Annotated in this window: 20 protein-coding genes and 3 tRNA genes; 15 read left to right on the forward strand and 8 right to left on the reverse strand. The window is 62.1% G+C overall.

Going from position 1 to position 26,334, the window contains the following annotated elements; translation table 11 throughout:
• Positions 1 to 564 precede the first annotated feature (564 nt).
• The 3 genes from ACF8EF_RS16210 (at position 565) to ACF8EF_RS16220 (ending at position 4,698) form a co-directional block, all read left to right on the forward strand.
• Positions 565 to 1,848 (forward strand): OprD family porin, encoded by a 1,284-nt coding sequence (locus ACF8EF_RS16210; protein WP_176685104.1) that lies wholly within the window; start codon positions 565 to 567, stop codon positions 1,846 to 1,848.
• 160 nt (positions 1,849 to 2,008) lie between these two features.
• Positions 2,009 to 3,724, forward strand: coding sequence for a proline--tRNA ligase (locus tag ACF8EF_RS16215; RefSeq protein ID WP_176685105.1), 1,716 nt, complete (start codon positions 2,009 to 2,011; stop codon positions 3,722 to 3,724).
• 20 nt (positions 3,725 to 3,744) lie between these two features.
• Positions 3,745 to 4,698, forward strand: coding sequence for a hypothetical protein (locus tag ACF8EF_RS16220; protein ID WP_339534531.1), 954 nt, complete (start codon positions 3,745 to 3,747; stop codon positions 4,696 to 4,698).
• A 26-nt stretch (positions 4,699 to 4,724) separates the two neighbouring features.
• Here ACF8EF_RS16220 and dinB read toward each other — a convergent pair whose 3' ends face one another.
• Positions 4,725 to 5,786: a DNA polymerase IV gene (dinB, locus tag ACF8EF_RS16225; RefSeq protein WP_176685131.1), complete on the reverse strand. Its 1,062-nt coding sequence runs from the start codon at positions 5,784 to 5,786 to the stop codon at positions 4,725 to 4,727.
• 221 nt (positions 5,787 to 6,007) lie between these two features.
• Here dinB and ACF8EF_RS16230 point away from each other — a divergent pair.
• The 5 genes from ACF8EF_RS16230 to ACF8EF_RS16250 all read left to right on the forward strand — a co-directional run bounded on the left by ACF8EF_RS16230 (position 6,008) and on the right by ACF8EF_RS16250 (position 10,699).
• Positions 6,008 to 6,084, forward strand: a tRNA-Met gene (locus ACF8EF_RS16230).
• A gap of 133 nt (positions 6,085 to 6,217) precedes the next feature.
• Positions 6,218 to 6,294 (forward strand) — tRNA-Met (locus ACF8EF_RS16235).
• 134 nt (positions 6,295 to 6,428) lie between these two features.
• Positions 6,429 to 6,505: transfer RNA gene (locus ACF8EF_RS16240), tRNA-Met, on the forward strand.
• Between the two features lie 259 nt (positions 6,506 to 6,764).
• A complete protein-coding gene (gene mprF, locus ACF8EF_RS16245; RefSeq protein WP_392461646.1) occupies positions 6,765 to 9,407 on the forward strand; it encodes a bifunctional lysylphosphatidylglycerol flippase/synthetase MprF in 2,643 nt (880 codons plus the stop codon).
• On the forward strand, positions 9,407 to 10,699 hold the full coding sequence (locus ACF8EF_RS16250; RefSeq protein ID WP_392461648.1) for a virulence factor family protein: 1,293 nt from the start codon (positions 9,407 to 9,409) through the stop codon (positions 10,697 to 10,699). Before mprF ends, ACF8EF_RS16250 begins: the two co-directional genes overlap by 1 nt.
• 47 nt (positions 10,700 to 10,746) lie before the next feature.
• Here the strand turns inward: ACF8EF_RS16250 and ACF8EF_RS16255 are convergent, their stop codons facing one another.
• Complete coding sequence (locus tag ACF8EF_RS16255) at positions 10,747 to 12,657, reverse strand: potassium transporter Kup (RefSeq protein ID WP_392461650.1); 1,911 nt, start codon at positions 12,655 to 12,657, stop codon at positions 10,747 to 10,749.
• Positions 12,658 to 12,892: 235 nt separating this feature from the next.
• Between ACF8EF_RS16255 and rimO the strand changes: the two genes are divergently transcribed.
• From rimO to tsaA, 5 genes are all read left to right on the forward strand, one after another.
• A complete protein-coding gene (rimO, locus tag ACF8EF_RS16260; RefSeq protein WP_021783321.1) occupies positions 12,893 to 14,224 on the forward strand; it encodes a 30S ribosomal protein S12 methylthiotransferase RimO in 1,332 nt (443 codons plus the stop codon).
• 272 nt (positions 14,225 to 14,496) lie between these two features.
• Positions 14,497 to 14,952 carry a GNAT family N-acetyltransferase gene (locus ACF8EF_RS16265; RefSeq protein ID WP_176685110.1) on the forward strand — a complete coding sequence of 152 codons (456 nt, stop codon included), beginning with the start codon at positions 14,497 to 14,499 and terminating at the stop codon, positions 14,950 to 14,952.
• A gap of 119 nt (positions 14,953 to 15,071) precedes the next feature.
• On the forward strand, positions 15,072 to 15,782 hold the full coding sequence (locus tag ACF8EF_RS16270) for an rRNA pseudouridine synthase (protein ID WP_339443516.1): 711 nt from the start codon (positions 15,072 to 15,074) through the stop codon (positions 15,780 to 15,782).
• A gap of 49 nt (positions 15,783 to 15,831) precedes the next feature.
• On the forward strand, positions 15,832 to 16,293 hold the full coding sequence (locus ACF8EF_RS16275) for a DUF1456 family protein (protein ID WP_003254807.1): 462 nt from the start codon (positions 15,832 to 15,834) through the stop codon (positions 16,291 to 16,293).
• Between the two features lie 6 nt (positions 16,294 to 16,299).
• Positions 16,300 to 16,992 carry a tRNA (N6-threonylcarbamoyladenosine(37)-N6)-methyltransferase TrmO gene (tsaA, locus tag ACF8EF_RS16280; RefSeq protein WP_392461652.1) on the forward strand — a complete coding sequence of 231 codons (693 nt, stop codon included), beginning with the start codon at positions 16,300 to 16,302 and terminating at the stop codon, positions 16,990 to 16,992.
• A gap of 152 nt (positions 16,993 to 17,144) precedes the next feature.
• Here tsaA and ACF8EF_RS16285 read toward each other — a convergent pair whose 3' ends face one another.
• The 4 genes from ACF8EF_RS16285 to ACF8EF_RS16300 form a co-directional block, all read right to left on the reverse strand.
• Entirely contained in the window at positions 17,145 to 18,467 is a 1,323-nt protein-coding gene (locus ACF8EF_RS16285) for a dicarboxylate/amino acid:cation symporter (RefSeq protein ID WP_021783312.1), read from the reverse strand.
• A gap of 350 nt (positions 18,468 to 18,817) precedes the next feature.
• Positions 18,818 to 20,164, reverse strand: coding sequence for an ATP-binding protein (locus tag ACF8EF_RS16290; RefSeq protein ID WP_176685112.1), 1,347 nt, complete (start codon positions 20,162 to 20,164; stop codon positions 18,818 to 18,820).
• Entirely contained in the window at positions 20,161 to 20,838 is a 678-nt protein-coding gene (locus ACF8EF_RS16295) for a response regulator (protein ID WP_176685113.1), read from the reverse strand. The genes ACF8EF_RS16290 and ACF8EF_RS16295 overlap by 4 nt, the downstream gene beginning before the upstream one ends.
• A gap of 195 nt (positions 20,839 to 21,033) precedes the next feature.
• Positions 21,034 to 21,639, reverse strand: coding sequence for an outer membrane beta-barrel protein (locus tag ACF8EF_RS16300; RefSeq protein WP_010952338.1), 606 nt, complete (start codon positions 21,637 to 21,639; stop codon positions 21,034 to 21,036).
• 129 nt (positions 21,640 to 21,768) lie between these two features.
• Between ACF8EF_RS16300 and ACF8EF_RS16305 the strand changes: the two genes are divergently transcribed.
• Positions 21,769 to 22,560 carry a dienelactone hydrolase family protein gene (locus ACF8EF_RS16305; RefSeq protein WP_392529207.1) on the forward strand — a complete coding sequence of 264 codons (792 nt, stop codon included), beginning with the start codon at positions 21,769 to 21,771 and terminating at the stop codon, positions 22,558 to 22,560.
• Between the two features lie 245 nt (positions 22,561 to 22,805).
• Complete coding sequence (locus tag ACF8EF_RS16310) at positions 22,806 to 23,507, forward strand: 4'-phosphopantetheinyl transferase (RefSeq protein WP_176685115.1); 702 nt, start codon at positions 22,806 to 22,808, stop codon at positions 23,505 to 23,507.
• 3 nt (positions 23,508 to 23,510) lie between these two features.
• Here ACF8EF_RS16310 and ACF8EF_RS16315 read toward each other — a convergent pair whose 3' ends face one another.
• Both ACF8EF_RS16315 and ACF8EF_RS16320 read right to left on the reverse strand, forming a co-directional pair.
• The gene (locus tag ACF8EF_RS16315) at positions 23,511 to 25,118 is read right to left on the reverse strand and encodes an ATP-binding protein (RefSeq protein WP_176685116.1); all 1,608 of its coding nucleotides are present in this window, start codon (positions 25,116 to 25,118) and stop codon (positions 23,511 to 23,513) included.
• Complete coding sequence (locus ACF8EF_RS16320; protein ID WP_176685117.1) at positions 25,115 to 25,813, reverse strand: response regulator transcription factor; 699 nt, start codon at positions 25,811 to 25,813, stop codon at positions 25,115 to 25,117. Before ACF8EF_RS16320 ends, ACF8EF_RS16315 begins: the two co-directional genes overlap by 4 nt.
• Positions 25,814 to 26,334: the final 521 nt, after the last annotated feature.

A 26,334-nucleotide genomic window follows, 5' to 3' on the forward strand; every position in this document is an offset into this window, starting at 1 on the left:
CACACCCGCCACCCCACAAACGACGCCGGATGAACAAGTTACGGTAACACCTTGACTCTAAAGGCAGCTTTTTAAGTTCTAATGATTCTCGATCGCAAAAGTCACACGAACAGCCTTCGTCCCGCATTTACGGGACTTTCCGACCCTCGGTAGCAGGTTTTGTGAAAATTTCATGAACTGTTGCGAATTTTGAGCACGCTTGTTGCATTCCCTTCACGCCAAGTCGGCACGACATCTGCAGTAGCAGGTGTACGCGACAAATAACAACAGCGACATGGGTTACCAGGGAGTTTCCTCAACCGGAGTCGGCAGTTACAGATTCGTTACGGTGACAGGAACAGCGCTGAGGTTATACGGCCCCTGAACCGGGGCGTGATTTGCGACATGGAAATACTTAAAAGCGACACGGTGAAAAAGTTCCGCAAAGAGTGCTTATAGCCATATCGCCAACAACAGTCTGCGTGCTATACATTTTCGCCGACATAACAAGAAAGAGCTGCCCCATATAACTAAAAGACTTGGACGCAGCGGTACTCTTCCTAAAAACCAAAGGAGCAAATCACGATGCGCGTGATGAAGTGGAGCATGATCGCCCTGGCCGTTGCGGCAGGGACCTCGCAGTTGGCAATGGCCTCGGCACAGGACGAGTCCAAAGGTTTCATCGAAGACAGCAAGCTGAACGTCAAGACCCGCATGCTGTATTTCAGCCGTGACTTCCGTAACAACGCGCCTGGCTCCCAGAGCCGCGTTGAAGAAACCGGCCTTGGCTTCCTCGGCACCTTCGAATCGGGCTTCACCCAAGGCACCGTAGGCTTCGGTATCGACGCCATCGGCATGCTGGGCCTCAAGCTGGACAGCGGTAAAGGCCGCGCCGGCACCGGCCTGTTCCCGACAGGTGCCGACGGCCGTTCGCAAGACGACTACTCCGAAGGCGGCGGCGCAGTGAAAATGCGCATTTCCAATACCGTGCTCAAGTTCGGCGACCAGTTCACCGCCCTGCCAGTACTGGCTACCGACGACAGCCGACTGCTGCCGGAAGTGGCTGAAGGCGGCCTGATCACCAGCAACGAAATCGATGGCCTGACCCTGCATGCCGGTCACTTCACCGCGCTCAACGCCCAGGCTCAGACCTATCACGACAGCCTGAACCTGACTGAAGCCAACGTCTTTGGTGGCACCTACGCCATTACCGACAGCCTCAGCACCAGCGTCTACTACTCGCGTGTCGAAGATCACTTCCGCAAGTGGTACGGCAACATCAACTGGGCGCTGCCGATCAGCGACAAGCAAGGCCTGGTGTTCGACTTCAACATCTATGACACCAAGTCGATTGGCAACAACCTGACCGGCGCCTACGTCAGCAAGTCCGACGGCACCAATGAGCTGGACAACATCGCAGCCAGCCTGTCGGGCGCCTACAACATTGGCGCCCACACCTTCACCCTGGCCTACCAGAAAGTCAGCGGCGACGGTGATTACGCGTACGGCGTGGACGGTGGCGGTACCGTCTTCCTGGCCAACTCCGTTGCCCGTTCCGACTTCAACGCCGAAGACGAAAAATCCTGGCAAGCGCGCTACGACCTGAACTTCGCCGAATTCGGTGTACCTGGCCTGACCTTCATGACCCGTTACGTTCGCGGTTCCGGTGCCACCACCCGCACCACCGACAGCGGCAAGGAATGGGAACGCGACATCGACGTCAAGTACGTGATGCAGAGCGGCCCGGCCAAGGACCTGAGCTTCCGCGTGCGTCAGGCCACCTACCGCTCCAGCGACGGTGTGTACTACGGCTCCTCGTCGATCGACGAACTGCGCCTGATCGTGGAGTACCCGCTGAGCATCCTGTAAGCCTGGCTTGCAGTGCCCCGCACCTGAAAAAGCCCGGCAATCACGCCGGGCTTTTTCTTGGCTGACAAGTGTCACGCCCTGGGGCATCCTGTACGCCTTCGTTTCCCCCCCGTACAATGCGGGGCTATTTCAACGTCTTAGGCAATCGACACGGCTAACCATGCGCACCAGTCAATATTTGCTCGCCACCCAGAAAGAAACCCCTGCCGACGCAGTGGTCATCAGCCATCAGCTCATGCTGCGTGCCGGCATGATCCGCAAACTGGCCTCCGGCCTGTACACCTGGCTGCCGATGGGCTTGCGGGTAATGCGCAAGGTCGAAGCCGTGGTGCGTGAGGAAATGAACGCCGCCGGCGCCCTGGAAGTGCTGATGCCGAGCATCCAGCCCGCCGAACTGTGGCAGGAATCCGGTCGCTGGGAGCAATACGGCCCTGAGCTGCTGCGCGTGAAAGACCGCCACCAGCGCGATTTCTGCGTCGGCCCAACCCACGAAGAAGTGATCACCGACCTGGCCCGTAACGAGCTGTCCAGCTATAAACAGCTGCCGCTCAACATGTACCAGATCCAGACCAAGTTCCGTGACGAGATCCGCCCGCGCTTCGGCCTGATGCGTGGCCGCGAGTTCATCATGAAGGACGCCTACTCGTTCCATGCCGACCAGGCTTCCCTGCAGGAAACCTACGATCGCATGCACCAGGCGTACAGCAATGTGTTCACCCGCCTGGGCCTGGACTTCCGCCCTGTGCAGGCCGACACCGGCTCGATCGGTGGCAGCTACTCGCACGAGTTCCACGTACTGGCCGAGTCCGGCGAAGATGACGTGATCTTCAGCGATAGTTCCGACTATGCCGCCAACATCGAGAAAGCCGAGGCCATCCCGCGTGAAACCGTGCGTCCAGCACCTACCGAGGAGCTGCGCCTGGTCGATACCCCGAACGCCAAGACCATCGCCCAGCTGGTGGAGAACCACGGCCTGCCGATCGAAAAGACCGTCAAGACCCTGATCGTGCGCGGCGCCGAAGAGGGCAAGCTGATTGCCCTGATCGTCCGTGGCGACCACGAACTGAACGAAATCAAGGCCACCAAGCTGGAACAGGTTGCCGACCCGCTGGTCATGGCCACCGAAGCCGAGCTGCGCGATGCCATTGGCGCCGGTGCCGGCTCGCTCGGCCCGCTCAACCTGCCACTGGAAATCATCATCGACCGCTCGGTTGCCCTGATGAGCGACTTCGGCATTGGCGCCAACATCGACGACAAGCACTACTTCGGCGTCAACTGGGAGCGCGATCTGCCGGTTCCACAAGTCGCCGACCTGCGTAACGTGGTCGAGGGCGACCCAAGCCCGGACGGCCAAGGCACTCTGGTTATCAAACGCGGCATCGAAGTGGGCCACATCTTCCAGCTGGGCACCAAGTACAGCGAGGCACTGAAGTGCCAGGTGCTGGGCGAGAACGGCAAGCCGGTCGTACTGTCGATGGGTTGCTATGGCATTGGCGTGTCCCGCGTGGTTGCTGCTGCCATCGAGCAGAGCTATGACGACAAAGGCATCATCTGGAACGACGCCCTGGCTCCGTTCCAGATTGCCCTGGTACCGCTGCGCTACGAAACCGACGTGGTCCGCGACGCAACCGACAAGCTGTATGCCGAACTGACTGCCGCCGGCTATGAAGTGCTGCTGGACGACCGCGACAAGAAGACCAGCCCAGGCATCAAGTTTGCCGACATGGAGCTGATCGGCATCCCACACCGCATCGTCGTCAGCGATCGCGGCCTGGCCGAAGGCAACCTGGAGTACAAGCACCGCACCGAGCAGGACGCCCAGACGTTGCCGCTCAATGAAGTGCTGACCTTCCTGCAGGCCCGCGTTCGCCGCTGACAACCAATGCACGAGTGATCATGTTCAAGCGAAGTACCTTTACCCTGGGGGGTGCCGCACTGTGCGGCACCCTGCTCGTCAGCGGCTGCGCCAACCAGATGTCCCAGCGCAGCGACCATGAGGAGCGCGTCGAGCGCAAACTGCTCGAGCACACCCTGCAGATCGATGTCGGCGAGCCGAAGGTGATGGAGCTTCCGCAGCGACGTGTGCGCGTGCACGAGCAAAAGCGCTTCGAAGTCACCGAATTCGAAGTGACCCGTCGCTATGACCGCTACACGCCTTACCAGCCCTGGCGGGAGATCTACGAGATCCCGCTGGGTGCAGTGGCCGTGGTGGCGGGCGTCGGCGCCAATGTGGTCAACGTCTTCGCCCTGGGCAACCTGCCGCAAAGCATCACGCACGACTGGCTCAGTTATGGCGTGGATGGGCTCAACCCGTTCATGAACGTGCCATCCAACGGTCGCGCCCAGCAGAACCTGGCCGGGATCAGCGAAGTGCAAAAAGGCAAGCGCGAGGAATTCACCAGCCTGCCCTGGAGCGAGCGCCTGGTGGAGGTCAAGGCCGGCAAGATGACCCACGAGCTGACCACCGACCGTAACGGCGTGCTGCGCCTGAACCTGCTCGACAGCCCGTTCTCCGAGCAGAACCTCAACCACGTCGGTACTTTGCACCTGCAGGTACATGACGAGGACAATGCGGTACGAGGCGATGCCAGCCTGCTGGTCAGCGCCACCCTGCGCAACAAGCTGCTTGAGGCCCATGAACTGATCTTCGATGACCTCGAAGATGATGAAGTCGGCCAGTGGGTGCACCGGGTCAAGCGCTTGTCCGAGCTGGGCCTTGAAGAGGAAGCCAGTGAAATGGAACAGAGCCTGATCGAGCTGACCCGCAACGATCCGGAGCTGCAGCAGGAGTTCTTGCAGTCGCTGACCAAAGCCACTGGCCGGTTGGTGGCCGATCCGGGCGTGCATTAACAGAAGGGGCTGCGTTGCAGCCCCTTTCATTTATTAGGCGGGAACAGCTCTAGCTGTTCATGCCCTCCCCGCAAGTCACGCAATCGCACCCCTACCCCTAGCAAGCGTACTGGCTTGCCACCACGGGCGAACGCCTGCCCCAGCAACTGCCGATAACTCTCCAGGTCCCGGCCCGCGCCCGCCTGCTCCATGGTGGTTTGGCTGAAGTCATGGAACTTGACCTTGACGAATGGTTTGTCTGGCCGGTAGCTGCTGTCCATGCGGGCGATGCGTTCGTTCAGACTGTCCAGCAGCTCTGGCAGCCGCGCCAGGCAAGTGGCCAGGTCTGGCAGGTCGGCGTCGTAGGTGTTTTCCACACTCACCGACTGGCGTCGGCTGTCGTTATGCACCGCACGCTCATCGATCCCCCGCGCCAGCCCCCACAACCGCTCGCCAAAACTGCCGAACTCGCGCACCAACGCCAGCCGTGACCACTCACGCAAATGCAGGCAGGTTTCGATGCCCAGCCGCGTCAGTTTGTCGGCCGTCACCTTGCCCACCCCATGCAACCTGGCCACTGGCAAGGCGGCAACGAACGCTTCCACTTCATTAGGGGTAATCACGAACAGTCCATTGGGTTTGCGCCAGTCACTGGCGATCTTGGCCAGAAACTTGTTAGGCGCCACACCAGCCGACACGGTGATATGCAGGGTACGGGCAACCCGCCGGCGAATGTCCTCGGCGATGCGCGTGGCGCTGCCCGAGTACCACTGGCTTTCGCTTACATCCAGATAGGCTTCGTCCAGCGACAAAGGCTCGATGAGCTCCGTGTAGTCGCGAAAGATCGTGTGGATTTCCCGTGAGGCCTCACGGTAGGCCTCGAAGCGCGGCTTGACGATCAACAGATCGGGGCAGAGCTTCAGCGCATGCCGTGACGACATGGCCGAGCGCACTCCATAGGCACGCGCTTCATAGTTGCAGGTGGCGATTACCCCGCGGTGGTCGGGCGAGCCCCCCACCGCCATGGGCCGGCCGGCCAGGCGCGGGTCGTCACGCATCTCGATCGCAGCGTAAAAACAATCGCAGTCGACGTGAATGATCTTGCGCAAGGACATGGACGACCGTCAGCACTGTAAATTCATACAGATAGTATCGCATGCGCCCTGCTCTGAAACAGCTCACCGGCCTGACTACACGATAATCGGCCTGAAAGCCCCGCCGTGCCTGAGCTGGATACTGTTATCAAGCGCTAAGGGTTTGAACAAAAAAGGTTTTTCCAAAACAATTGCTTGACATCGGAGCGCAAATCCGTAGAATTCGATCTCACAGGCGCGGGATGGAGCAGCCTGGTAGCTCGTCGGGCTCATAACCCGAAGGTCGTCGGTTCAAATCCGGCTCCCGCAACCAGATTCGAGAAAAGGCCACTGTTAACGCAGTGGCCTTTTTCTTTGCCCGCAGAAAAGCTTTTTCGAAAAAGCTCGAGAAATCAATGCCTAGCGCTTGACATATAAACCGTACGCTGTAGAATTCGCCCCACTGACGCGGGATGGAGCAGCCTGGTAGCTCGTCGGGCTCATAACCCGAAGGTCGTCGGTTCAAATCCGGCTCCCGCAACCAGATTCAAGAAAAGGCCACTGTTAACACAGTGGCCTTTTTCTTTGCCTGTTGGTTAGCGTTTTCGAAAAAACATCGACAAATCAAAGCCTAGCGCTTGACATACAACCTACACACTGTAGAATCCGCCCCACTGACGCGGGATGGAGCAGCCTGGTAGCTCGTCGGGCTCATAACCCGAAGGTCGTCGGTTCAAATCCGGCTCCCGCAACCATATTCGTCAGAACAAACCCCGCCTGTGTAAGCAGCGCGGGGTTTGTTGCTTTTTACCCTCCTGACTTTTGCCACCTCGATTTTCCCTTCCCTCATGCCACTCCGCAGGCTTGAGATGTCGCGCCCTGGATGAACTATCTTTAACCCTGCCAAGCCGCTGCAAACGCCTGAGGCCGGAGTACCATTGGATACGTTTTCCTAAGGGACTTTCACTTGGCCGCACCTTTCCCTCACCTCGCGCTGCATGCCCGGGGCAACTCATGACTTCGCACAATCCCGAACCTGCGGTGCCACTCGCTACGGCACTACCCGGTGCTGTGCAGCGTCTGCCCTTACTCGAACGCCTGAGCCGCTACCGCCAGCCCATAAGCCTGATGGTGACCCTGTTATTGTTCACGATGGCCTTGATTGCCTGCCGCCACCTGCTGAACGAACTGGACATCTATGCCTTGCACGATGCCATGCTCAGCGTGCCGACCCAGTCATTGCTGGGCGCCTTGCTGGCAACGGGGGTCGGCTTTGTGATCCTGCTGGGCTACGAGTGGTCGGCCAGCCGCTATGCCGGCGTGAAGCTGCCAGCACGCAGCTTGGTACTGGGCGGCTTCAGCGCCTTTGCCATCGGCAACGCCATCGGCCTGTCGATGCTCTCTGGCGGCTCGGTTCGCTATCGCCTGTACGCACGCCTGGGGCTGGGTGCTGGCGAAGTCGCACGCATGACTGTGTTTGCCAGCCTGTCACTGGGCTGCGCGCTGCCGCCCCTGGCCGCCCTGGCGACATTGAGCAACCTGCCGGCGGCCTCGACAGCTCTCGGGTTGGCGCCCGGCCTGCTGGCAGCTGTCGCCAGCGCCGTGCTGGTGCTGTCTGCCTTGCTGGTCATTGGCTTGTACCGCCGACGCCTGGCCGAGCAACCGTTGTCCGATAACCTGCTCGTTCAACTGGGCCGGCGCACACTTCGCCTGCCCAATGCGCGCCTGGCGGCCCTGCAACTGCTCATTACCGCGCTGGATGTAGGGGCGGCTGCCACCGTGCTCTACCTGTTGCTGCCAGAAGCCCCTCCTTTCGGCGCATTCGTACTGGTATACCTGCTGGCCTTGGCTGCGGGCGTGCTCAGCCACGTACCGGGCGGCGTCGGGGTATTCGAAGCGATCCTGCTGGCGGCCTTTGCCGACCAACTCGGTGCCGCACCGCTGGCCGCTGCCTTGCTGCTGTACCGGCTGATTTATGTGGTATTGCCACTGCTGCTGGCCTGCGTGTTGCTGCTGGCCAATGAAGCCCGGCGCCTGCTGTTTGCACAACAGGCCATCAAGGCCGCTTCGGGTCTGGCCGCACCGGTCCTGTCTATTCTGGTGTTCCTGTCCGGCATGGTGCTGCTGTTTTCCGGTGCCACGCCCGAGATAGACACGCGCCTGGAGCACATGGGCTTCCTGGTGCCACACCGGCTGATCGATGCCTCTCATTTCGGCGCCAGCCTGATCGGTGTGCTATGCCTGCTGCTGGCCCAAGGCCTGCGTCGGCGCCTGTCCGCCGCCTGGCTACTGACCACCGTGCTGTTGCTGGTCGGCGCCCTGCTGTCGCTGTTGAAGGGTTTTGACTGGGAAGAGGCTTGCCTGCTGACCTTTACCGCCGCCCTGCTCGCTCTGTTCCGCCGCTCGTTCTATCGCCCCAGCCGCCTGCTGGAGCTACCCTTCTCGCCGGTGTTCCTGGTGGCCAGCGCCTGTGCAGTAGGCGCATCGGTGTGGCTGCTGCTGTTCGCTTACCAGGATGTCCCTTACAGCCATCAGCTATGGTGGCAGTTCACCCTGGATGCCGACGCACCACGGGGCCTGCGCGCTGCCATGGGCAGTGCCTTGCTGCTGGCTGCCGTGGCTCTGACGTGGCTGCTGCGCACAGCGCCGCCGGTGATCCACCTGCCCGATGAAGAAGAGCTGCAACGCGCCAACCGTATCCTGCAGGCCTCCGACCAGCCAGACGGTGGCTTGGCGCTGACTGGCGACAAGGCGTTGCTGTTCCACCCGCGTGATAACGCGTTCCTCATGTACGCCCGGCGCGGCCGCAGCCTGGTGGCGCTGTACGACCCGATAGGCCCAGCCCAGGAGCGCGCCGAAATGATCTGGCAGTTCCGCGACCTGTGCGACCTGCACCACGCACGGCCAGTGTTCTACCAGGTGCGCGCGGAGAACCTGCCGTTCTACATGGACATCGGCCTGACCGCATTGAAGCTGGGTGAAGAAGCCCGGGTCGACTTGCGCCGCTTCGACCTTGAAGCCAAAGGCAAGGAGATGAAAGACCTGCGCTACACCTGGAACCGCGGCGGACGCGATGGCCTGAGCCTGGAGATCCATGAGCCCGGCCACGCCCCGCTGGCTGAGCTGAAGGAAATTTCCGATGCCTGGCTCGGCGGCAAGAGCGTGCGCGAGAAAGGCTTCTCGCTGGGACGCTTCAGCCCGGACTACCTGCAGCACTTCCGCATAGCCCTGATTCGCTTCCAGGGCCGCCCGGTAGCTTTCGCCAACTTGCTGGAGACCCATGGAAACGAGCTGGCCAGCCTCGACCTGATGCGTGCGCACCCCGAAGCGCCAAAGCTGACCATGGAGTTCATGATGATCGGCTTGATCCTGCACTACAAAAGCCATGACTACGGGCGTTTCAGCCTGGGCATGGTACCGCTGTCCGGTCTGCAACCAAGGCGTGGCGCCCCCTTGACCCAGCGCTTGGGTTCACTGGTGTTCCGCCGTGGTGAACAGCTTTACAACTTCCAGGGGCTTCGACGCTTCAAGGACAAGTTCCAGCCGGACTGGGAACCCCGCTACATGGCCGTGCCAGCCGGGCTCGACCCGCTGGTGGCACTGGCCGACACCGCCGCCCTGATTGCAGGCGGCCTGACTGGATTGGTGAAACGCTGATGACCCGACGCTTTTGGCTGTACCTGCTGGTTCCCCTGCTGCTGGCCGCCTTGGGTGGCGCGCTGGCCTTCTGGCTGTGGACGCGCCCGGCCCCCGAGGCACGCCTGGAACAAATGAGCATCAATGACACCAGCATCACCCTTGTTACCCCTGGCGTGCCCCCCAAGGTCCGGGTGGCCATCGGTGTGCCACAGGACCAGGCACTGACGGGCAAGCAACTGCTCGACCTGAGCCAGGCCGGTGAAGCCCAGCTGGTGCAGGTGACTCTGCCCCCTAATGATTGCAGCAAGCAGCAACAGGCCATGGACCAGGCGCTGGCCCAACTGCAGGAAAAACCAACCTTGGTCGCCGGTATCGGCCCCGGTGCCGCTCAGGCCTGGCGTTGGCTGGCAAGCCAGAACGATGACCAGGCGCGGGCCATTTCCGTGGGCTTCACCCTCGAACAGCCTGGCTGCCGGGCACCGCTGCCCAAGTCGGCGGCCCATGGCCACTGGAACGTCGCCTGGAACGACAACCCGGATGACGCCAGCGCCGCCTTCGTGCGCGACCAGGCCAACGCCGAAACCAGCATCAGCGACTACGACATCCACTTGCCACAAGTGCTCAAGGCGCAACTGACCCAAGCCTTGGTCGGCCACGACGGTAACGCACTGGCCATGCCGGTGGTCGAGGTGCCGGCCGGGCAAACGACAGACACGGTCACCTTGTTCCTCTCTGGTGATGGCGGCTGGCGCGACCTGGACCGCGACGTGGCCGGGGAGATGGCCAAGCTGGGTTACCCGGTGGTGGGCATCGACACGCTACGCTACTACTGGCAGCACAAGACCCCGGTACAAAGCGCCGCCGACCTTTCCGAGCTGATGCATCACTACCGGCAGAAGTGGGGTACCAAGCGCTTCGTATTGACCGGCTATTCGTTCGGCGCCGACGTGCTGCCGGCGATCTACAACCGCCTGCCAGTCGAGGACCAGCAGCGTATCGACGCGGTGATGCTGTTAGCCTTCGCGCGCAGTGGCAGCTTCGAGATCGAGGTCGAGGGTTGGCTGGGCAAGGAAGGCCAGGAAGCCCCAACCGGGCCGGAAATGGCCAAGCTGCCAACGTCCAAGGTCGTCTGCGTGTATGGCGTAGAGGAAACAGACGAGAGCGGTTGCACGGAAAACACAGCAGTCGGTGAGCGCCTGAAACTGCCTGGCGGGCACCACTTCGACGAGAACTACCCGGCACTCGCCAAGCGGTTGATTGGCGAGATCGAGACTCGCCAGGGCAAGTCCCGCGTAACTGAGCAGAATTGACAAACATCAGGGCCGCCCTGCGGCCCTGACAGTGCTGTATGAACCACTCAGATCTCGACCTGCGTTCCCAGCTCGATCACCCGGTTCAACGGCAGGTTGAAGAAGCGCAGGTTGCCGTTGGCATTCTTCAGCAAGAACGCGAACAGGTTGCCCCGCCAGCGCGACATCCCCTCCAGCCGTGACGCGATCACCGTCTCGCGGCTAAGGAAGTAGGTGGTGCGCATCGGCGTGAAGTCCAGGCCTTCCAGATGGCACAGCTTCAACGCCGCAGGCACGTCCGGCTCATCCATGAACCCAAAGTGCAGCAACACACGGAAGAATCCGTCGCCATAGGCTTCCACCTCGAAACGCTCATGTTCCGGCACCCGGGGCCGGTCTTCGCTGACCACAGTCAGCAGCACCACCTGGCTGTGCAGCACCTGGTTGTGCAACATGTTGTGCAACAGCGCATGCGGCACGGCATCGGAGCGTGCAGTCAGAAACACTGCCGTACCCTCGACCCGGTGCGGTGGCTGAATACGGATGCTGCTGATGAACAATGGCAATGGCAGCGCACCTTCATCGATGCGCTCGACCAGAATCTGCTTGCCGCGCTTCCAGGTGCTCATCAGCAGGAACAGCACACCGCCGGCCAACACCGGGAAGGCACCACCCTGGGCGATTTTCGGCACGTTGGCGGCGAAAAACAGCCCGTCGACAAACAGGAAGCCGACCAGAATCGGCACTGCGAGCAGCGGCGGCCACTTCCACAGCAGCAGCATCACCGCGGATACCAGAATGGTGGTCATCAGCATGGTACCGGTGACCGCAACCCCATAGGCAGCCGCCAGAGCGCCCGACGACCCGAAGCCGATGACCAACAGCACCACGCCCACCATCAGCGTCCAGTTCACCGCACCAATGTAGATCTGCCCCTGCTCGTCGCTTGAGGTGTGCTGAATGTGCATACGTGGGATGTAGCCCAGCTGGATGGCTTGACGGGTCAGGGAGAAGGCCCCGGAAATCACCGCCTGCGAGGCGATAACCGTGGCCATGGTGGCCAGCCCGACCAAGGGCAGCAGCGCCCAGTCCGGCGCCAGCAGGTAGAACGGGTTGCGCGCGGCCTCCGGGTTTTGCAGCAGCAGTGCACCCTGGCCAAAATAGTTGAGCAGCAGCGCCGGTAGCACCAGGAGGAACCAGGCCCGGGCAATCGGCTTGCGGCCAAAGTGCCCCATGTCGGCGTACAGCGCCTCGGCACCGGTCAGCGCCAGCACGACCGCGCCGAGAATGGCCACGCCGATGCCTGGGTGCACCACGAAGAAGTTGACTGCCCAGCCCGGGTTGAACGCCTTGAGCACTTCCGGGCTCTGCGAGATGCCATGCACACCCAACGCGCCCAGCGCCACGAACCAGGTAACCATGATCGGACCAAACAGCTTGCCGATCTTCTCGGTGCCGTGCCGCTGCACCAGGAACAGTGCCACCAGCACCACCAGCGAAATTGGCACCACCCAATGGTCGATACCGTCGAAGGCCAGGCCTACGCCCTCCACCGCCGACAGCACCGACACCGCCGGGGTGATCATACTGTCACCATAGAACAGCGAAGCGCCGATCAAGCCACAGATCACCATCAGCGTGCGCAGCCGCGGGTAGGCCGCCGTGGCCCGCCGCGCCAGTGCAGTCAGCGCCATGGTGCCGCCCTCACCCTGGTTATCAGCACGCAAGATGAACATCACGTACTTGAACGACACCACCCACAGCAGCGACCACAGGATCAGCGACAGGATCCCCAGCACGCCATCATGGTTGACCGAGACCCCATAGCCGCCGGTAAAGACCTCCTTGAGGGTATACAACGGACTTGTGCCGATATCGCCATAAACCACGCCGACCGCCGCCACGAGCAGGCCCACCGACCGCGACGCCCCCTGCTTCCCCTCGTGCCCGTCCTCAGCGTGACTGCTTGCCTGAACCATCGACCACTCCTGCAAACGGCCCTCACGGCCCTTGGTAATCACTTTGCCGCCAGGCCCTTGAAGGCACCCCGGCGCAACGGCGCGAAGCATAGCGCAGCGTTCGTCGTATTTCTGCTGGTCAAGCGCCCTTGCGCTCGCTAGAATTGCGCACTTTTTGATCAGAGGCGCCAAAAGCGCCCGTCAAGTTCGCCCCCGATTCCGGCCGGGCGACCTGCATTCAATACCGAGGTTAGTCATGTCCACCACGCCCGCCACCCCCAAGGTAGGTTTCGTAAGCCTGGGTTGCCCAAAAGCCTTGGTCGACTCTGAACGCATCCTGACCCAGCTGCGCATGGAAGGCTATGAAGTCGTGCCCACCTACGAGGACGCCGACGTGGTGGTGGTCAACACCTGCGGCTTCATCGACAGCGCCAAGGCCGAATCGCTGGAAGTGATCGGCGAAGCGATCAAGGAAAACGGCAAGGTCATCGTTACCGGCTGCATGGGCGTCGAGGAAGGCAACATCCGTGACGTGCATCCAAGCGTGCTGTCGGTCACCGGCCCACAGCAGTACGAGCAGGTAGTCAACGCGGTGCACGAAGTGGTGCCGCCGCGTCAGGACCACAACCCGCTGATCGACCTGGTGCCGCCACAGGGTGTCAAGCTGACCCCGCGCCACTATGCCTACCTGAAGATTTCCGAAGGCTGCAACCACAGCTGCAGCTTCTGCATCATCCCGTCGATGCGCGGCAAGCTGGTCAGCCGCCCGGTGGGTGAAGTGCTGAGTGAGGCCGAGCGCCTGGTCAAGGCCGGGGTCAAGGAGATCCTGGTGATTTCCCAGGACACCAGCGCCTACGGCGTCGACGTCAAGTACAAGACCGACTTCTGGAACGGCCGCCCGGTCAAGACCCGCATGCTCGAGCTGTGCGAAGCGCTGAGCAGCCTGGGCGCCTGGGTACGCCTGCACTATGTGTACCCTTACCCGAACGTTGACGACGTGATCCCGCTGATGGCTGCCGGCAAGATCCTGCCGTACCTGGACATCCCGTTTCAGCACGCCAGCCCGAAAGTGCTCAAGTCGATGAAGCGCCCTGCCTTCGAAGACCGCACCCTGGCACGCATCAAGAACTGGCGCGAGCAATGCCCTGAGCTGGTGATCCGCTCCACCTTCATCGTCGGCTTCCCGGGCGAGACCGAGGAAGACTTCCAGTACCTGCTGGACTGGCTGACCGAAGCCCAGCTCGACCGCGTGGGCTGCTTCCAGTACTCGCCGGTAGAAGGCGCCCCGGCCAACGACCTGGGCCTGGAAGAAGTACCGGACGACGTCAAGCAGTCGCGCTGGGACCGTTTCATGGCCCACCAGCAGGCCATCAGTGCTGCCCGCCTGCAATTGCGCATCGGCAAGGAAATCGACGTGCTGATCGACGAAGTTGAAGAACAAGGCTCGGTTGGCCGCAGCTTCTTCGATGCACCGGAAATCGACGGCAGCGTGTTCATCGATGGCGACCATGGTTTCAAGCCCGGCGACAAAGTGCGTTGCCGTGTGGTGGATGCCGACGAATACGACATGTGGGCTGAACCCATCTAAAACGGCTGAAGCCAGCAAAGCCCCTGCCCCGGCGTTCTCCATAGGGAATGACCGGTGCAGGGGCTTTTTTCGTCAAACCGTGTGGAACCGCATCAGGCGGCCCTCAACTGCATTCGGCTTTCTCAACCTTCTCGACTTTCTCAACTTGTTCGGGCCTTTCGACAACCCTACTTTTTGGCCCCTTTCGACCTGTTCAATAAACCTCCACCCCCCGGGGCTCGACGTGTGGTTGACCTGCTATGTTTTCCCTATCGCCCCAGAGGAACACCGGCATGTCTGCGCTACTGACGCTGCAAACCCCGCGCTTGTGCGACTACAGCGAGCTGGTACAAGTGTGGGAGGACTCGGTACGCGCCACCCACGACTTCCTGCCAGAGGGCTATATCCTGCTGCTGCGCGAACATGTGCTGCGCCGTTATCTCGACGCAGTGATGCTGGTCTGCTGCAAGGACCGCCAGCGCATCTGTGGTTTCGCCGGTGTCGCCAACGGGCGGGTGGACATGCTGTTCGTCGCACCTGGCTACCGTGGCCAAGGGGTAGGCAAGCGCCTGCTGCGCTATGCCATCAGCGAACTGAATGCCGAGTACCTTGACGTCAACGAACAGAACCCGAAAGCGCTGGGCTTCTACCTGCATGAAGGTTTCGAGGTCATCGGCCGTTCGGAAACCGACGGCCTGGGCCAGCCCTATCCTCTGCTGCACATGAGGCTAATGCGTACAGTGACTTGAGGCGGCGCCTGAATGTGCCGCGCTACGTGTCCAAAATGGCGCATCTGACACAGATTCCCATCATCTACCGCTTGCAGGCAGGTACAATGGAGGCCTTTCCCTGCCTTGCGAATTGCCCCATGTCCGAACCCGTCCGCCTGTCCAAACGCCTCATCGAGCAGCTCGGCTGCTCCCGCCGCGAGGCCGAGCAGTACATTGAAGGAGGCTGGGTAACGGTCGATGGCGTGGTGGTCGAGCAACCGCAGTTCAAGGTCGAGCAGCAGCGCGTCGAGCTACTGCCGGGCGCCCGTGCCGAAACCCTGGAACCGGTGACCCTGCTGCTGAACCAGCCAGCCGGCATGGACAGTGAAGTCGCCCGCGCCAGCATGAACATGGGCAGCCTCAGCGAAGCCCACCGCGAAGGCGTGCGCGCCCTGCACGGGCATTTTGCCCGGCAGGCCTGCGTGGCACCGCTGGAGCGTGGCGCCAGCGGCCTGCAGGTGTTTACCCAGGACTGGCGGGTATCCCGCAAGATCGAGGCCGACCTGCGTCGCCTGGAACAGGAGTTCATCATTCAAGTGCGCGGCGAAACCACCCCCCAGGCGCTGGAACGCCTGGCGCGTGGGGCCATGCGCAATGACCGCGAATTGCCTAAGGCCAAGGCCAGCTGGCAGAACGAGACACACCTGCGCATGGTATTGAAAAACCCACAACCAGGGCAGATTTCCGAACTATGCGCCTACCTGCGCCTGGAGCTTTTAGGCATGCGACGCATTCGCCTGGGTGGTGTGTCGATGGGCAAGCTGCCCTTGGCCCAATGGCGCTACCTGGCTACCTCCGAACGTTTCTAAGCAATACGCCGCGCTGGAACGCGCGGCACCTGAACAGGATTCTGCTGCAATGAACCACAACGACGTCCTGCGCAGCCTGCGCTACATGCTCAAGGTGAACGACGCCAAGATGGCCGAGATCATCGGGCTCTCTGGCCTCGAAGTGCATCCTCTGGTGCTGGCCACCTACCTGAAAAAAGAAGAAGAGGAAGGCTTCGTGCGCTGCCCGGAACGGGTAATGGCGCACTTCCTTGATGGCCTGGTGATCTACCGCCGAGGCAAAGACGATAGCCGCCCGCAGCAGCCGATCGAGCTGCCGGTAACCAACAACCTTATCCTCAAGAAGCTGCGTGTGGCCTTTGAGCTCAAGGAAGACGACCTGCACGCGATTCTCAAGTCGGTCAACTTCCCGGTCAGCAAACCTGAGCTCAGCGCGCTGTTCCGCAAGGCGGGCCACGACAACTACCGCCCCTGCGGCGACCAGTTGATGCGCAACTTCCTCAAGGGCCTAACCCTGCGCGTGCGCGGCTGAGTGGCCATGCAGCATACGGTTGTCCCGGTCGGCATCGTCCACTCCTGTTTCAAGGAAAAGTTCGCCATTCCGCGCCAGCCGCAGCTGGCGCCTGCCGCCCGGGGCGTACTCGAACTGTTGCCGCCGTTCGATCAAGGTGACGCGGTCGAGGGCCTGGAGCAGGTCAGCCATGTCTGGCTGCTGTTCCTGTTCCACCAGGCCCTGGAAGAAAAGCCGCGCCTGAAAGTGCGACCACCGCGTCTGGGCGGCAACAAGAGCATAGGGGTGTTCGCCACCCGCGCCACCCACCGGCCCAACGGTATCGGCCAGTCGGTGGTACGCCTGGAGGGCGTGGAGCCCGGGCGCCTGCTGCTGTCCGGGATCGACCTGCTCGACGGCACGCCGGTGCTGGACATCAAGCCGTATGTGCCCTATGCCGACAGCATCGCTGGCGCCAGCAACCAGATGGCCAACGCAGCGCCGGTGGCAATTGCCGTGCACTGGGCCGACAACGCCCTGCTCCAGGCCCGCGAGCATGCGCTGCGCCTGAGCGAGCCGCTGGTGGAACTGATCGAGCAATGCCTGGCGCAGGACCCACGGCCGGCCTACCAGATACCACCGGCCGAGCGGGTGTACGGGGTGAAGTTCTGGGACGTGCAAGTAAGGTGGCATTACCCGCAGCCGGACGTCATCCGGGTGTTGGAAGTGGTACTGGGCTGAGGGCCACGGGCTTCGCCCGTGTTCGCGGGCAAGCCCGCTCCCCCAGGGATCGCGCCAGCTTTTAGAAATTGAGCAAGACAGTTGCTCCCACAAGGGACCGCGCAGACACGAAAAAGGCGACCTTGGGTCGCCTTTCTCATTTCAACTAGCTATCAACGAGCCGGGCCTTCAGCCACGCCCAGGTCGTCGGTCGGGCGGGTATCGATCAACGGCGCACCACCGGAGGCCAATTCCGAAGCCAGCTTGTCGTCGTCCATTTCCTTGACCCACTTGGCCACCACCACGGTGGCAACGGCGTTGCCCACCAGGTTGGTCAGGGCGCGGGCTTCGGACATGAAGCGGTCGATGCCGAGGATCAGCGCCAGGCCGGCAACCGGCAGGTGGCCAACAGCCGACAGGGTCGCGGCCAGCACGATGAAGCCCGAACCGGTAACGCCGGCAGCACCCTTGGAAGCCACCAGCAGTACCAGCAGCAGGGTGATCTGGTGAGTGATGTCCATGGTGGTGTCAGTGGCCTGAGCGATGAACACCGCAGCCATGGTCAGGTAGATCGAGGTACCGTCCAGGTTGAACGAGTAGCCGGTAGGGATAACCAGGCCGACTACCGATTTCTTGGCACCCAGGCGCTCCATCTTGGCCAGCATGCGCGGCAGGGCCGACTCCGAGGACGAAGTACCCAGCACGATCAGCAGTTCTTCACGGATGTAGCGGATCAGCTTGAGCACGCTGAAGCCGTGGGCACGGCAGATACCGCCCAGCACCACCAGTACGAACAGCAGGCAGGTGATGTAGAAGCAGGCCATCAGGTAGCCCAGTTGCACCAGCGAGCCAACACCGTACTGGCCGATGGTGAAGGCCATGGCGCCAAACGCGCCGACCGGGGCCAGCTTCATGATCATGTTGATGATGTTGAACATGACATGGGCGAAGCGGTCGATCAGGTCCAGCACCGGCTTGCCGTAGCTGCCCAGGCGGTGCAGGGCGAAACCGAACAGCACCGAGAACATCAGCACTTGCAGGATGTCGCCGTTGGCGAAGGCGCCGACGACCGTATTGGGGATGACGTTAAGCAGGAAACCGACGGTGGTCTGCTGCGAGCCGGCGGCGGCGTAGGCAGCCACGCTACTGGCGTTCAGGGTGCTGACGTCGATGTGCATGCCAGCGCCTGGCTTGACCACGTTGACGACGACGAGGCCAATGATCAGCGCGATGGTGGAGACGATTTCAAAGTACAGCAACGCGTAGCCGCCGGTTTTGCCGACCGACTTCATGCTCTGCATGCCGGCAATGCCGCTGACCACGGTACAGAAGATGATCGGGGCGATGACCATCTTGATCAGTTTGACGAAGCCGTCACCCAAGGGTTTGAGGGCAACGCCCGTTTCCGGGTAGTAGTGGCCGAGCAGGATGCCGATGGTGATGGCGACCAACACCTGAACATACAGGGATTTGTACAGCGGCTGACGTGTCGTCATGGCTAATTTTCCTCAAGTGTGCCGGTTCACCCTTTCCAGGGTAATGGGGCACCTGAATCGCTAACCCTCCTGCACTTGGAGGGATTTGTCGTTGTGTTCGAGCTGCCTGGGCAGGCCTCTGCGAGGATCAATAGCAAGGGTGGTGCCAAAATGCCCATGAAGGGTGCAAAGCCCGTATTTGCTAGGGATAAATGCCCAACGACAGGGCGATATTCCCGGGACGGATTGGCGGATTTCCGCCCGGTGGCGGAATTTGTACAGGGAGGAATGGCGGAAATCCGCCCATTATGGATTGCCTGTGCCGGCCCATTCGCGGATTTACCTGCGGATGGGCCGGCACAGGCTGCGAGTCAATCCAGGTTGAAGGTGATTCTGAACGCGGCGCCCCCCAGCGGAGAATCGCCAAGGCTCAGCTCGGCGTCATAGCTGTCAACGATATCCTTGACCACCGCCAAGCCTATGCCCTGCCCCGGGTGCTGGCTGTCCAGCCGCTCCCCGCGCTCTAGAATGCGCTCGCGCTGGTCGGCGGGCACCCCCGGCCCATCGTCCTCGATGCACAAGGTCAGATACCCCGGCGCCTTCATCAGGCTCACCCGCACTTGGCCCAGGCTCAGCCGGTAGGCGTTCTCCAGCAGGTTGCCGAGCATTTCCAGCAACGCGCCCTGCTCCATCGGTACCTGCGCCGCATCCGGCAACTCCAGCACCACGTTCACACGTTTGTCCCGGTACACCTTGGCCAAGGTGCTGCACAGGCTGTCGAGCAACGGCCGCAGCAGTACGCTGTGGCGCACCAGGCCACTCTTGCGCAGGCTGGCGCGTTGCAGTTGATAGTCGATCTGCTGGCTCATGCGCTCGATCTGGCTTTGCAGCACCCGCGCCTGTTCGCGCTCGCCGCTGCGTTGCTGCAAGCTTTCACCCACACCCTGCAACACCGCCAGCGGCGTCTTCAGGCTGTGTGCCAGGTCGTCCAGCGAATCACGGTAGCGCGTGCGCTGCTCACGCTCACTGCGCAACAGACGGTTGAGCGAGCGGGTCAGGCGCAGCAACTCGCGTGGGTGCTCGCCGCTCAGGCCGTCACGCGCACCTGATTCCACTTCATCCAGTTCGTGGCTGAGGCGTCGCAACGAGCGCAGCCCCCAGGTCAGGCCTGCCCACAACAACACCATGAGCGCCAGCAATGCAGCGCCGAACCCCAGGTAGAGTTTTTCGCGCAGGCCATTGAGGGTGGCCTTGTACTCGCTCACGGGCTGCAGGGCGACAATGCTGTAGGCGGCGCTCTGCCCGCCCAGCAGTTTAATCTCGACGTCGTACACGAAGAACTCTTCGCCATCGGACTGGTGAATGCGGGCAAACTCGTTGCCGCGCCCGTCATAGCGCGGCCGGTAGTTGATGTGCCGCTCTGCGGTGGCACGCGACTGCCAGACCAGTTTGCCGTCGCGGTCAAAGATATAGCCGAGCAGGCCTGTGTAGGGCAGGTTGTAGCGCTCGTCCGGCAGCAGTGTCGGCATCTGCAACTGGCCATGCTCGATACGCGCAGCGGAAATCAGCGTGGTCACATCAGAGGCCAGACGCTGCTCGATCGATTCCTGCAGAGCCAGGCTGAAGGCCTTCTGCAAAGCCGGCAGCAGCGCCAGCATGAACAGCAGCGCCAGCACTGCGGCGGCCAGCATCAGGCGCACCCGCAGCGAACGGATCATCGGCAGCGCTCAGTGAACAGGTAGCCCAGGCCGCGCACCGTGTCGATGGGCTTGAAACCGTGCTCGCCTTCAAGCTTGCGGCGCAGGCGGCCAACCAGCACTTCGATGACATTGGGGTCGCGCTCTTCGTCACCAGGGTACAACTGCTCCATCAGGCGATCCTTGGCCACCACCTGCTGGTGATGGCGCATGAGGTATTCGAGGATGCGGTATTCGTAGGCAGTCAGGGCCAAGGCTTGTTCGTCCAGGGTGGCCTGCTTGCGGTTGAGGTCAAGCACCAAGGGGCCAGCGGCGATGGTCGACTGGGTGAAACCACTGGAGCGGCGCAACAGGGCATTGAGCCGTGCTTCAAGCTCCTCGAACTGAAACGGCTTGACCAGGTAGTCGTCGGCACCGGCGGCCAGGCCCTCGACCTTGTCTTGCCAGTTGCCACGGGCCGTGAGGATGAGAATGGGGAAGGTCTTGTCCTGGCTGCGCAAGCGCGTGATCAGCTCCAGGCCGCTGATACCGGGCAGGCCCAGGTCGATGATGGCAAGGTCGAAATGGTACTGCTCGGCCTGGTACAGCGCCTCTTCGGCGTCAGCGACCGCCTCGACCACATGGCCGCTTTCGCCCAGGCGGGTGTAGAGGTGATGACGAAGCAGGGCTTCGTCCTCGACCACCAGCAGTTTCATGTGCAGCTCCTTATGTGTATTGCCTGTACCGGCCCTTTCGCGGGCACGCCCGCTCCCACAGCAATCGCACAGTTTCTGAAACTTGTGCAGCACCTGTGAAGCCAAAGGCACTGCACGGTTTCTGAGGTTTGTGCAGCACCTGTGGGAGCGGGCGTGCCCGCGAAGAGGCCAGTACAGGATAACGCGGCTCGTCCGTCAGAACTTGTATGAAGCAGCCAGGTAGGTCTGGGCGCTGCTGGTCAGACGCAGGGTGCCGTCCTTCGGCCCGCCATGTGCGCCCACCTCGGTCGCGGCATTGGTGCGCAGGTAACGGTAGCCCAGTTCGACCGAGGCCTTGTCGGTGATGTCCTGGATCACACCGGCCTGCAGGCCGTAGGCATAACCGTAGTCAGTATCCCGGCTGGCGCCTGGCGAGTCCTGGGTAAGCTTGGTTACACCCAGGCTGCCCCCACCGAACAGCTTGGTGGTATCGCCCACCGGCAGGAACAAGTCGTAGCTGCCCAGCAGGTTTTCCTGGCGCAACTTCAGGCCACTGTGGTCGCCCGAAACGTTGTCATAGGTCATGTAGTAGCGGCCCTGGTCGTTGATTTTGCCCAGACGCACACCCCAGGTATCGTCCTTGCCGATAATACCGTCGGCATTGAGGTGGTCGGTGTTGCGTTGCAGCAGGCCGGACTTGCGGACTTTGTCGCTGGTCTGGCCGTAGGTAAGGCTGGCGAAGTTGTCGTCCGCGGCCTGGGCGGTGGTGATGCCAGCGGCACAGACGGCCATGGCGGCAAGCAGGGTATTGAAGGTTTTCATGGCTGGGTACTCCAGTTGGGTGCGCTGTTTCGGTCTGGAAGCTAGAGTAATCAGGGCACCCTGAACCGCGACTGAACCCTGGCTGAACCCCGGCTGAACGAACCGAGAACAAAACAAGGAGTTGTGAACATGCGAGCCCTGCTGGCCCTGACCCTGATGTGCAGCGCCGCCCTCGCCCAAGCGGCGGTAGTGACCCGTGAAATTCCTTATCAGGACGACGATGGCAACCGCCTCGTCGGCTACTACGCCTACGATGATGCGCTGGACGGCAAACGCCCAGGCATCGTTGTGGTGCATGAATGGTGGGGCCTGAACGACTATGCCAAGCGTCGTGCGAGAGATCTCGCCGCCCTGGGCTACAAGGCACTGGCGATCGACATGTACGGCGATGGCAAGCACACCGAGCACCCGCAGGATGCCCAGGCATTCATGGCCGCAGCGATGAAGGACCCGGCCGCGGCAGCAGCGCGCTTCAACGCGGGCCTGGACCTGTTGAAAAAGCAGCCGAATGTGAACAAGCATCAACTGGGCGCTATCGGCTACTGTTTTGGCGGCAAGGTAGTGCTCGATGCGGCACGCCGGGGAGAAAAGCTCGATGGCGTGGTGAGCTTCCATGGCGCGCTGGCCACCCAGTCCCCGGCAAAACCTGGCGTGGTGCGGGCCGATATCCTGGTCGAGCATGGTGCGGCGGACAGCATGGTCACCCCACAGCAGGTAAAGGCGTTCAAGGCCGAGATGGATGCGGCCAAGGTCAACTACCAGTTCGTCAACATTGAAGGGGCCAAGCACGGCTTCACCAACCCCGATGCCGATCGGCTGAGCCATGGTGAGCATGGGGGGCCGGACATTGGCTATAACAAGACAGCGGATGAGCGTTCCTGGGCGGATATGCAGGCGTTCTTCAAGAAGGTGTTCAAATAAAAGATTGTGCAATCGTTGTAGCAGCAACTGTCTTGCTCAATTTCTAAAAGCTGGCGCGATCTGTGTGGGAGCGGGCTTGCCCGCGAACACGGGCGAAGCCCGTGCCATCCACCGCGGTGTATTCTTCGTGGGTAAACCCGCTCCCACACGGATCGTTGTGATCTGCGCCATGTTTTCATGGCTGCGGTAAGTCATCCTGCCACGCCACCTCCCTTAGCACCTGCACAGCTGGCACAATAGCCGCCATGAACACACTTCCCGCCTGCTGCGCCCCGCTCCAGCACCACTGGCCCCTGCCCCACCCATTGCCCGGCGCGGTGCTGGTCAGTTGCGCCTTCGACCCTGCCCACCTGGCAACCGACGACTTCCAGCGCGCTGGCGTACTGCCCAGTGCCAGCCTGCTGCGCTCGGTGGCCAAGCGCCAGGCCGAGTACTTGGCCGGTCGCGTATGTGCCCGTGCCGCGCTGCAGCGCCTGGACGGTCGCGACTACGTCCCCGGCACCCATGAGGACCGCTCGCCCATCTGGCCCGCCGGTATTCATGGCTCGATCACTCACGGCAAGGGCTGGGCCGCCGCGGTGGTTGCCGACGAAAACAGCTGCCAAGGCCTGGGCCTGGATCAGGAAGCCTTGCTGGATGACGAACGCGCCGAGCGGCTTATGGGTGAAATCCTTATCCCGGCAGAGCTCGAACGCCTGGACCGCCGTCAGCTCGGCCTGACCGTTACCTTGACCTTTTCGCTGAAGGAAAGCCTGTTCAAGACCCTTTACCCGTTGACCCGTCAGCGCTTCTACTTCGAGCACGCCGAAGTGCTGGACTGGTCCAGCGAAGGCCTGGCGCGCCTGCGCCTGCTTGCCGACCTGTCGCCGCAGTGGCGACACGGCGCAGAGCTGCAAGGCCAGTTCTGCCTGCAGGACGGCCACCTGCTGAGTCTGGTCAGCGTCTGACCTTTACAGCGGTGCCTGCTGCCGCGGCCAGGTCAGGCTGAAGCAGGCTCCACCCAACGCGGCACTGCGCCCCACCGTAGCCCGACCCGCGTGCCAGTAGATGATCCGCCGTACGATCGACAAACCCAGGCCATGCCCGCCCGAAGCACGGGTACGGCTGTCATCGAGGCGGGTGAACGGTGTGAAAATGCGATCCCAGACCCCTTCGGGTATCCCGGGGCCGTCATCTTCCACATCGATGCGGCAGCGTTGCTGCCCCAACTGAAAGCTAAGGCGTACCTCGGACTCGGCATAGCGCATGGCATTGCCGACAAGGTTCTGCAGGGCCCGGTGCAAGTAGCGCGGCTCGGCCTCGACCCAGGCGCCTTCGGTATCCGCGCCCTGGCAGTCGCCGCGCACCACCCGCACCTCGGCACGTAAAGGTGCCAGCTCTTCGATCACTCGATCGAGCAAGGCATCCAGATCGACCCGCTGAAACTTCAAGGCCGGTGCGCCCTGCTCCAGGCGGGCGTAGGTCAGCATCTCGTCGACCAGCTTGTCGAGGTCCTGGATATCACCGTCCATGCCCGCCAGATGCTTTGCACGCATCTGTTCATTCGTGGCGCTTTCGATCATCTCCAGGCCAAAGCGCAGGCGCGCCACCGGCGTGCGCAGCTCGTGGGACACCGCTCGCACCAGCTCGCGCTGCATGGTCAGCGAACGCTGCAGGTGCTCGGCCATGCCATTGAAGGCAGCAGCCAGGCGCCCTACCGAGTCGGCGTCGCCGGCCGGTACACGGGTGTCCAGACTGCCCTGGGCGATGCGCGTGGCAGCAATCTCCAGGCCCGACACACGACGTTCCAGCTGACGCACCAGCAGGTAGACCACCAGGCCGATCAGGCACAGCCCCAGGAAGGCAATCAGGATCAGCAACTGCGGCGGATAAGGGTTGAGCTGGTACAGCGGGCCGATTTCCAGTACCCATGGCGAGCCCGTCAGCCCGGCGAAAACACGGATCGAGTCACCATCCTTGCCCAGCGCCATCACCGTGTCCCCCTCCTCCACCCGGCGCCGCTGGTCATCGTCCAGGCCGACCCGTTCAATACGTTGCAAGGCGACGCCAAAGCCGAAGCCTTTTTCCTGCTTGATCTGTGCCAGGCGCTGCTGCTGTTCGGTTACCGGGTAGCGCACCAGCTCGTCGGCCAGTAAATAGAGGGTGGCCCGCGCCAACTGCTCGCTGATCTGTTTGATCTGCGCGACCAGCATCAGGTCTTCCTGGCCCACCTTGCGCAGCACTTGCGCCGCATGCGGGCCAATCCTCTCGACCACCACCAGGCCACGGTACAGGCGCGCCCGCTGGCCGCCGTCAAGGCTGCGTGCGCTCATCGGCTGCAGCGCCAACGGCACGCCAAGCAGGCGCTCCCAGATCAGCAGCGAACGCTTGCGTTGGGTTTCATTCTGCACTGCCAGGTTGTCGGCCATCAGGCTGAAGGTGCCTTGGGCCAGACCCTCGCGGTGCTGGGCAGCGCGCACTTCATTGACCAGGTGCAGGCTGAGCACGCCAAGCAGGGCCACCAGCACCAGCACGGCCAGCATGCCGCCGTAGATGCGCAGAAAGATCGAATTGTTCATGGCGCCTCGCCGACGAACAGGTAGCCTTTACTGCGCAGGGTCTTGATCAACCGCGGCTGAAGCGGGTCATCGCCGATCTTGGGGCGGATTTTCGAGATGCGGATGTCGATGGAGCGGTCCTGGCCGTCGTAGCCCACGCCACGCAGTGCGGTGAAGATCTGTTCACGGGACAGCACCCGGCCAGCGTTGCTGGCCAACAGCCAGAGCAGGTCGAATTCGGCGCCGGTCAGCTCGATCAACTGCTCGCCCAGGTGCGCCTCGCGCAGGCGGTTGTCGATACGCAGCGCACCGAAGGCCAGGTCCTGGCGCTTGCTGTCCACGGTTTCGCTGCGACGCAACAGGGCCTGGATACGTGCCAGCAGCAGGCGTGGGCGTACGGGTTTGCAGACGTAGTCGTCGGCGCCCAGGTCCAGGCCCTGAACCTGGTCGAGTTCATCGCTGCGCGCGGTGAGCATGAGGATCGGCCCCTGATACTGGCTGCGCACCCGGCGGCAGATGCTCAGGCCGTCCTCGCCGGGCAGCATCAGGTCGAGGATGACCAGGTCGGGCTGGCTGTCGATGATGCGCCGGGCGGCGCGGGCACCATCACCCTCCACGCTGACCTCGAAGCCGTTGGCCTGCAGGTACTCGGCGGTCAGCTCGGCCAGGCGCTGGTCGTCTTCGACAATGAGGATGCGGGGTAGGGTTTGGTCCATGACTTTGGCCTTGTTTGTTCTTGGGATCGTGTCAGGGCAGCTGAGAGTATGACTGTAGATGGGTGGGGCCTGCGAGATCGAGCGCCACCCGCGCGGCGCATCGCGAGCGACGCTCGCTACAACGGCCTGGGTCCACCCCCCGATGTGTGCCCACCACCGATCAATGTGTAGGAGCGGGTTTACCCGCGAATACGGTGGCGGCGGCAACGGTGAACGGCAGGTGGAGATTGGCCAGCAGGCTCGGCCCTTTCGCGGGTAAACCCGCTCCTACAGGCGACCGCGCGCGGGGGAACCAGGATCTTCAGACATGCCCCCACCGCCCCCTCGACTGAACCGTTTTTTGTGATAGGGTTCGCGCCCGAAAAAAACTGCCCAAGGGCGTCACCTTGCAGAAAAATACTGCAAACCACTTGGCACAAGGCCTACAGCGAATACCCACCATTCACTCACAAAGTACGCACACGTTATCCACAGGCGCTCGCCTTGCAAAGCCCCCAATACCGCATTATCTTGTATCCCGA

Source organism: Pseudomonas sp. zjy_15 (genome assembly GCF_043101865.1).
Lineage (GTDB): Bacteria > Pseudomonadota > Gammaproteobacteria > Pseudomonadales > Pseudomonadaceae > Aquipseudomonas > Aquipseudomonas putida_Y.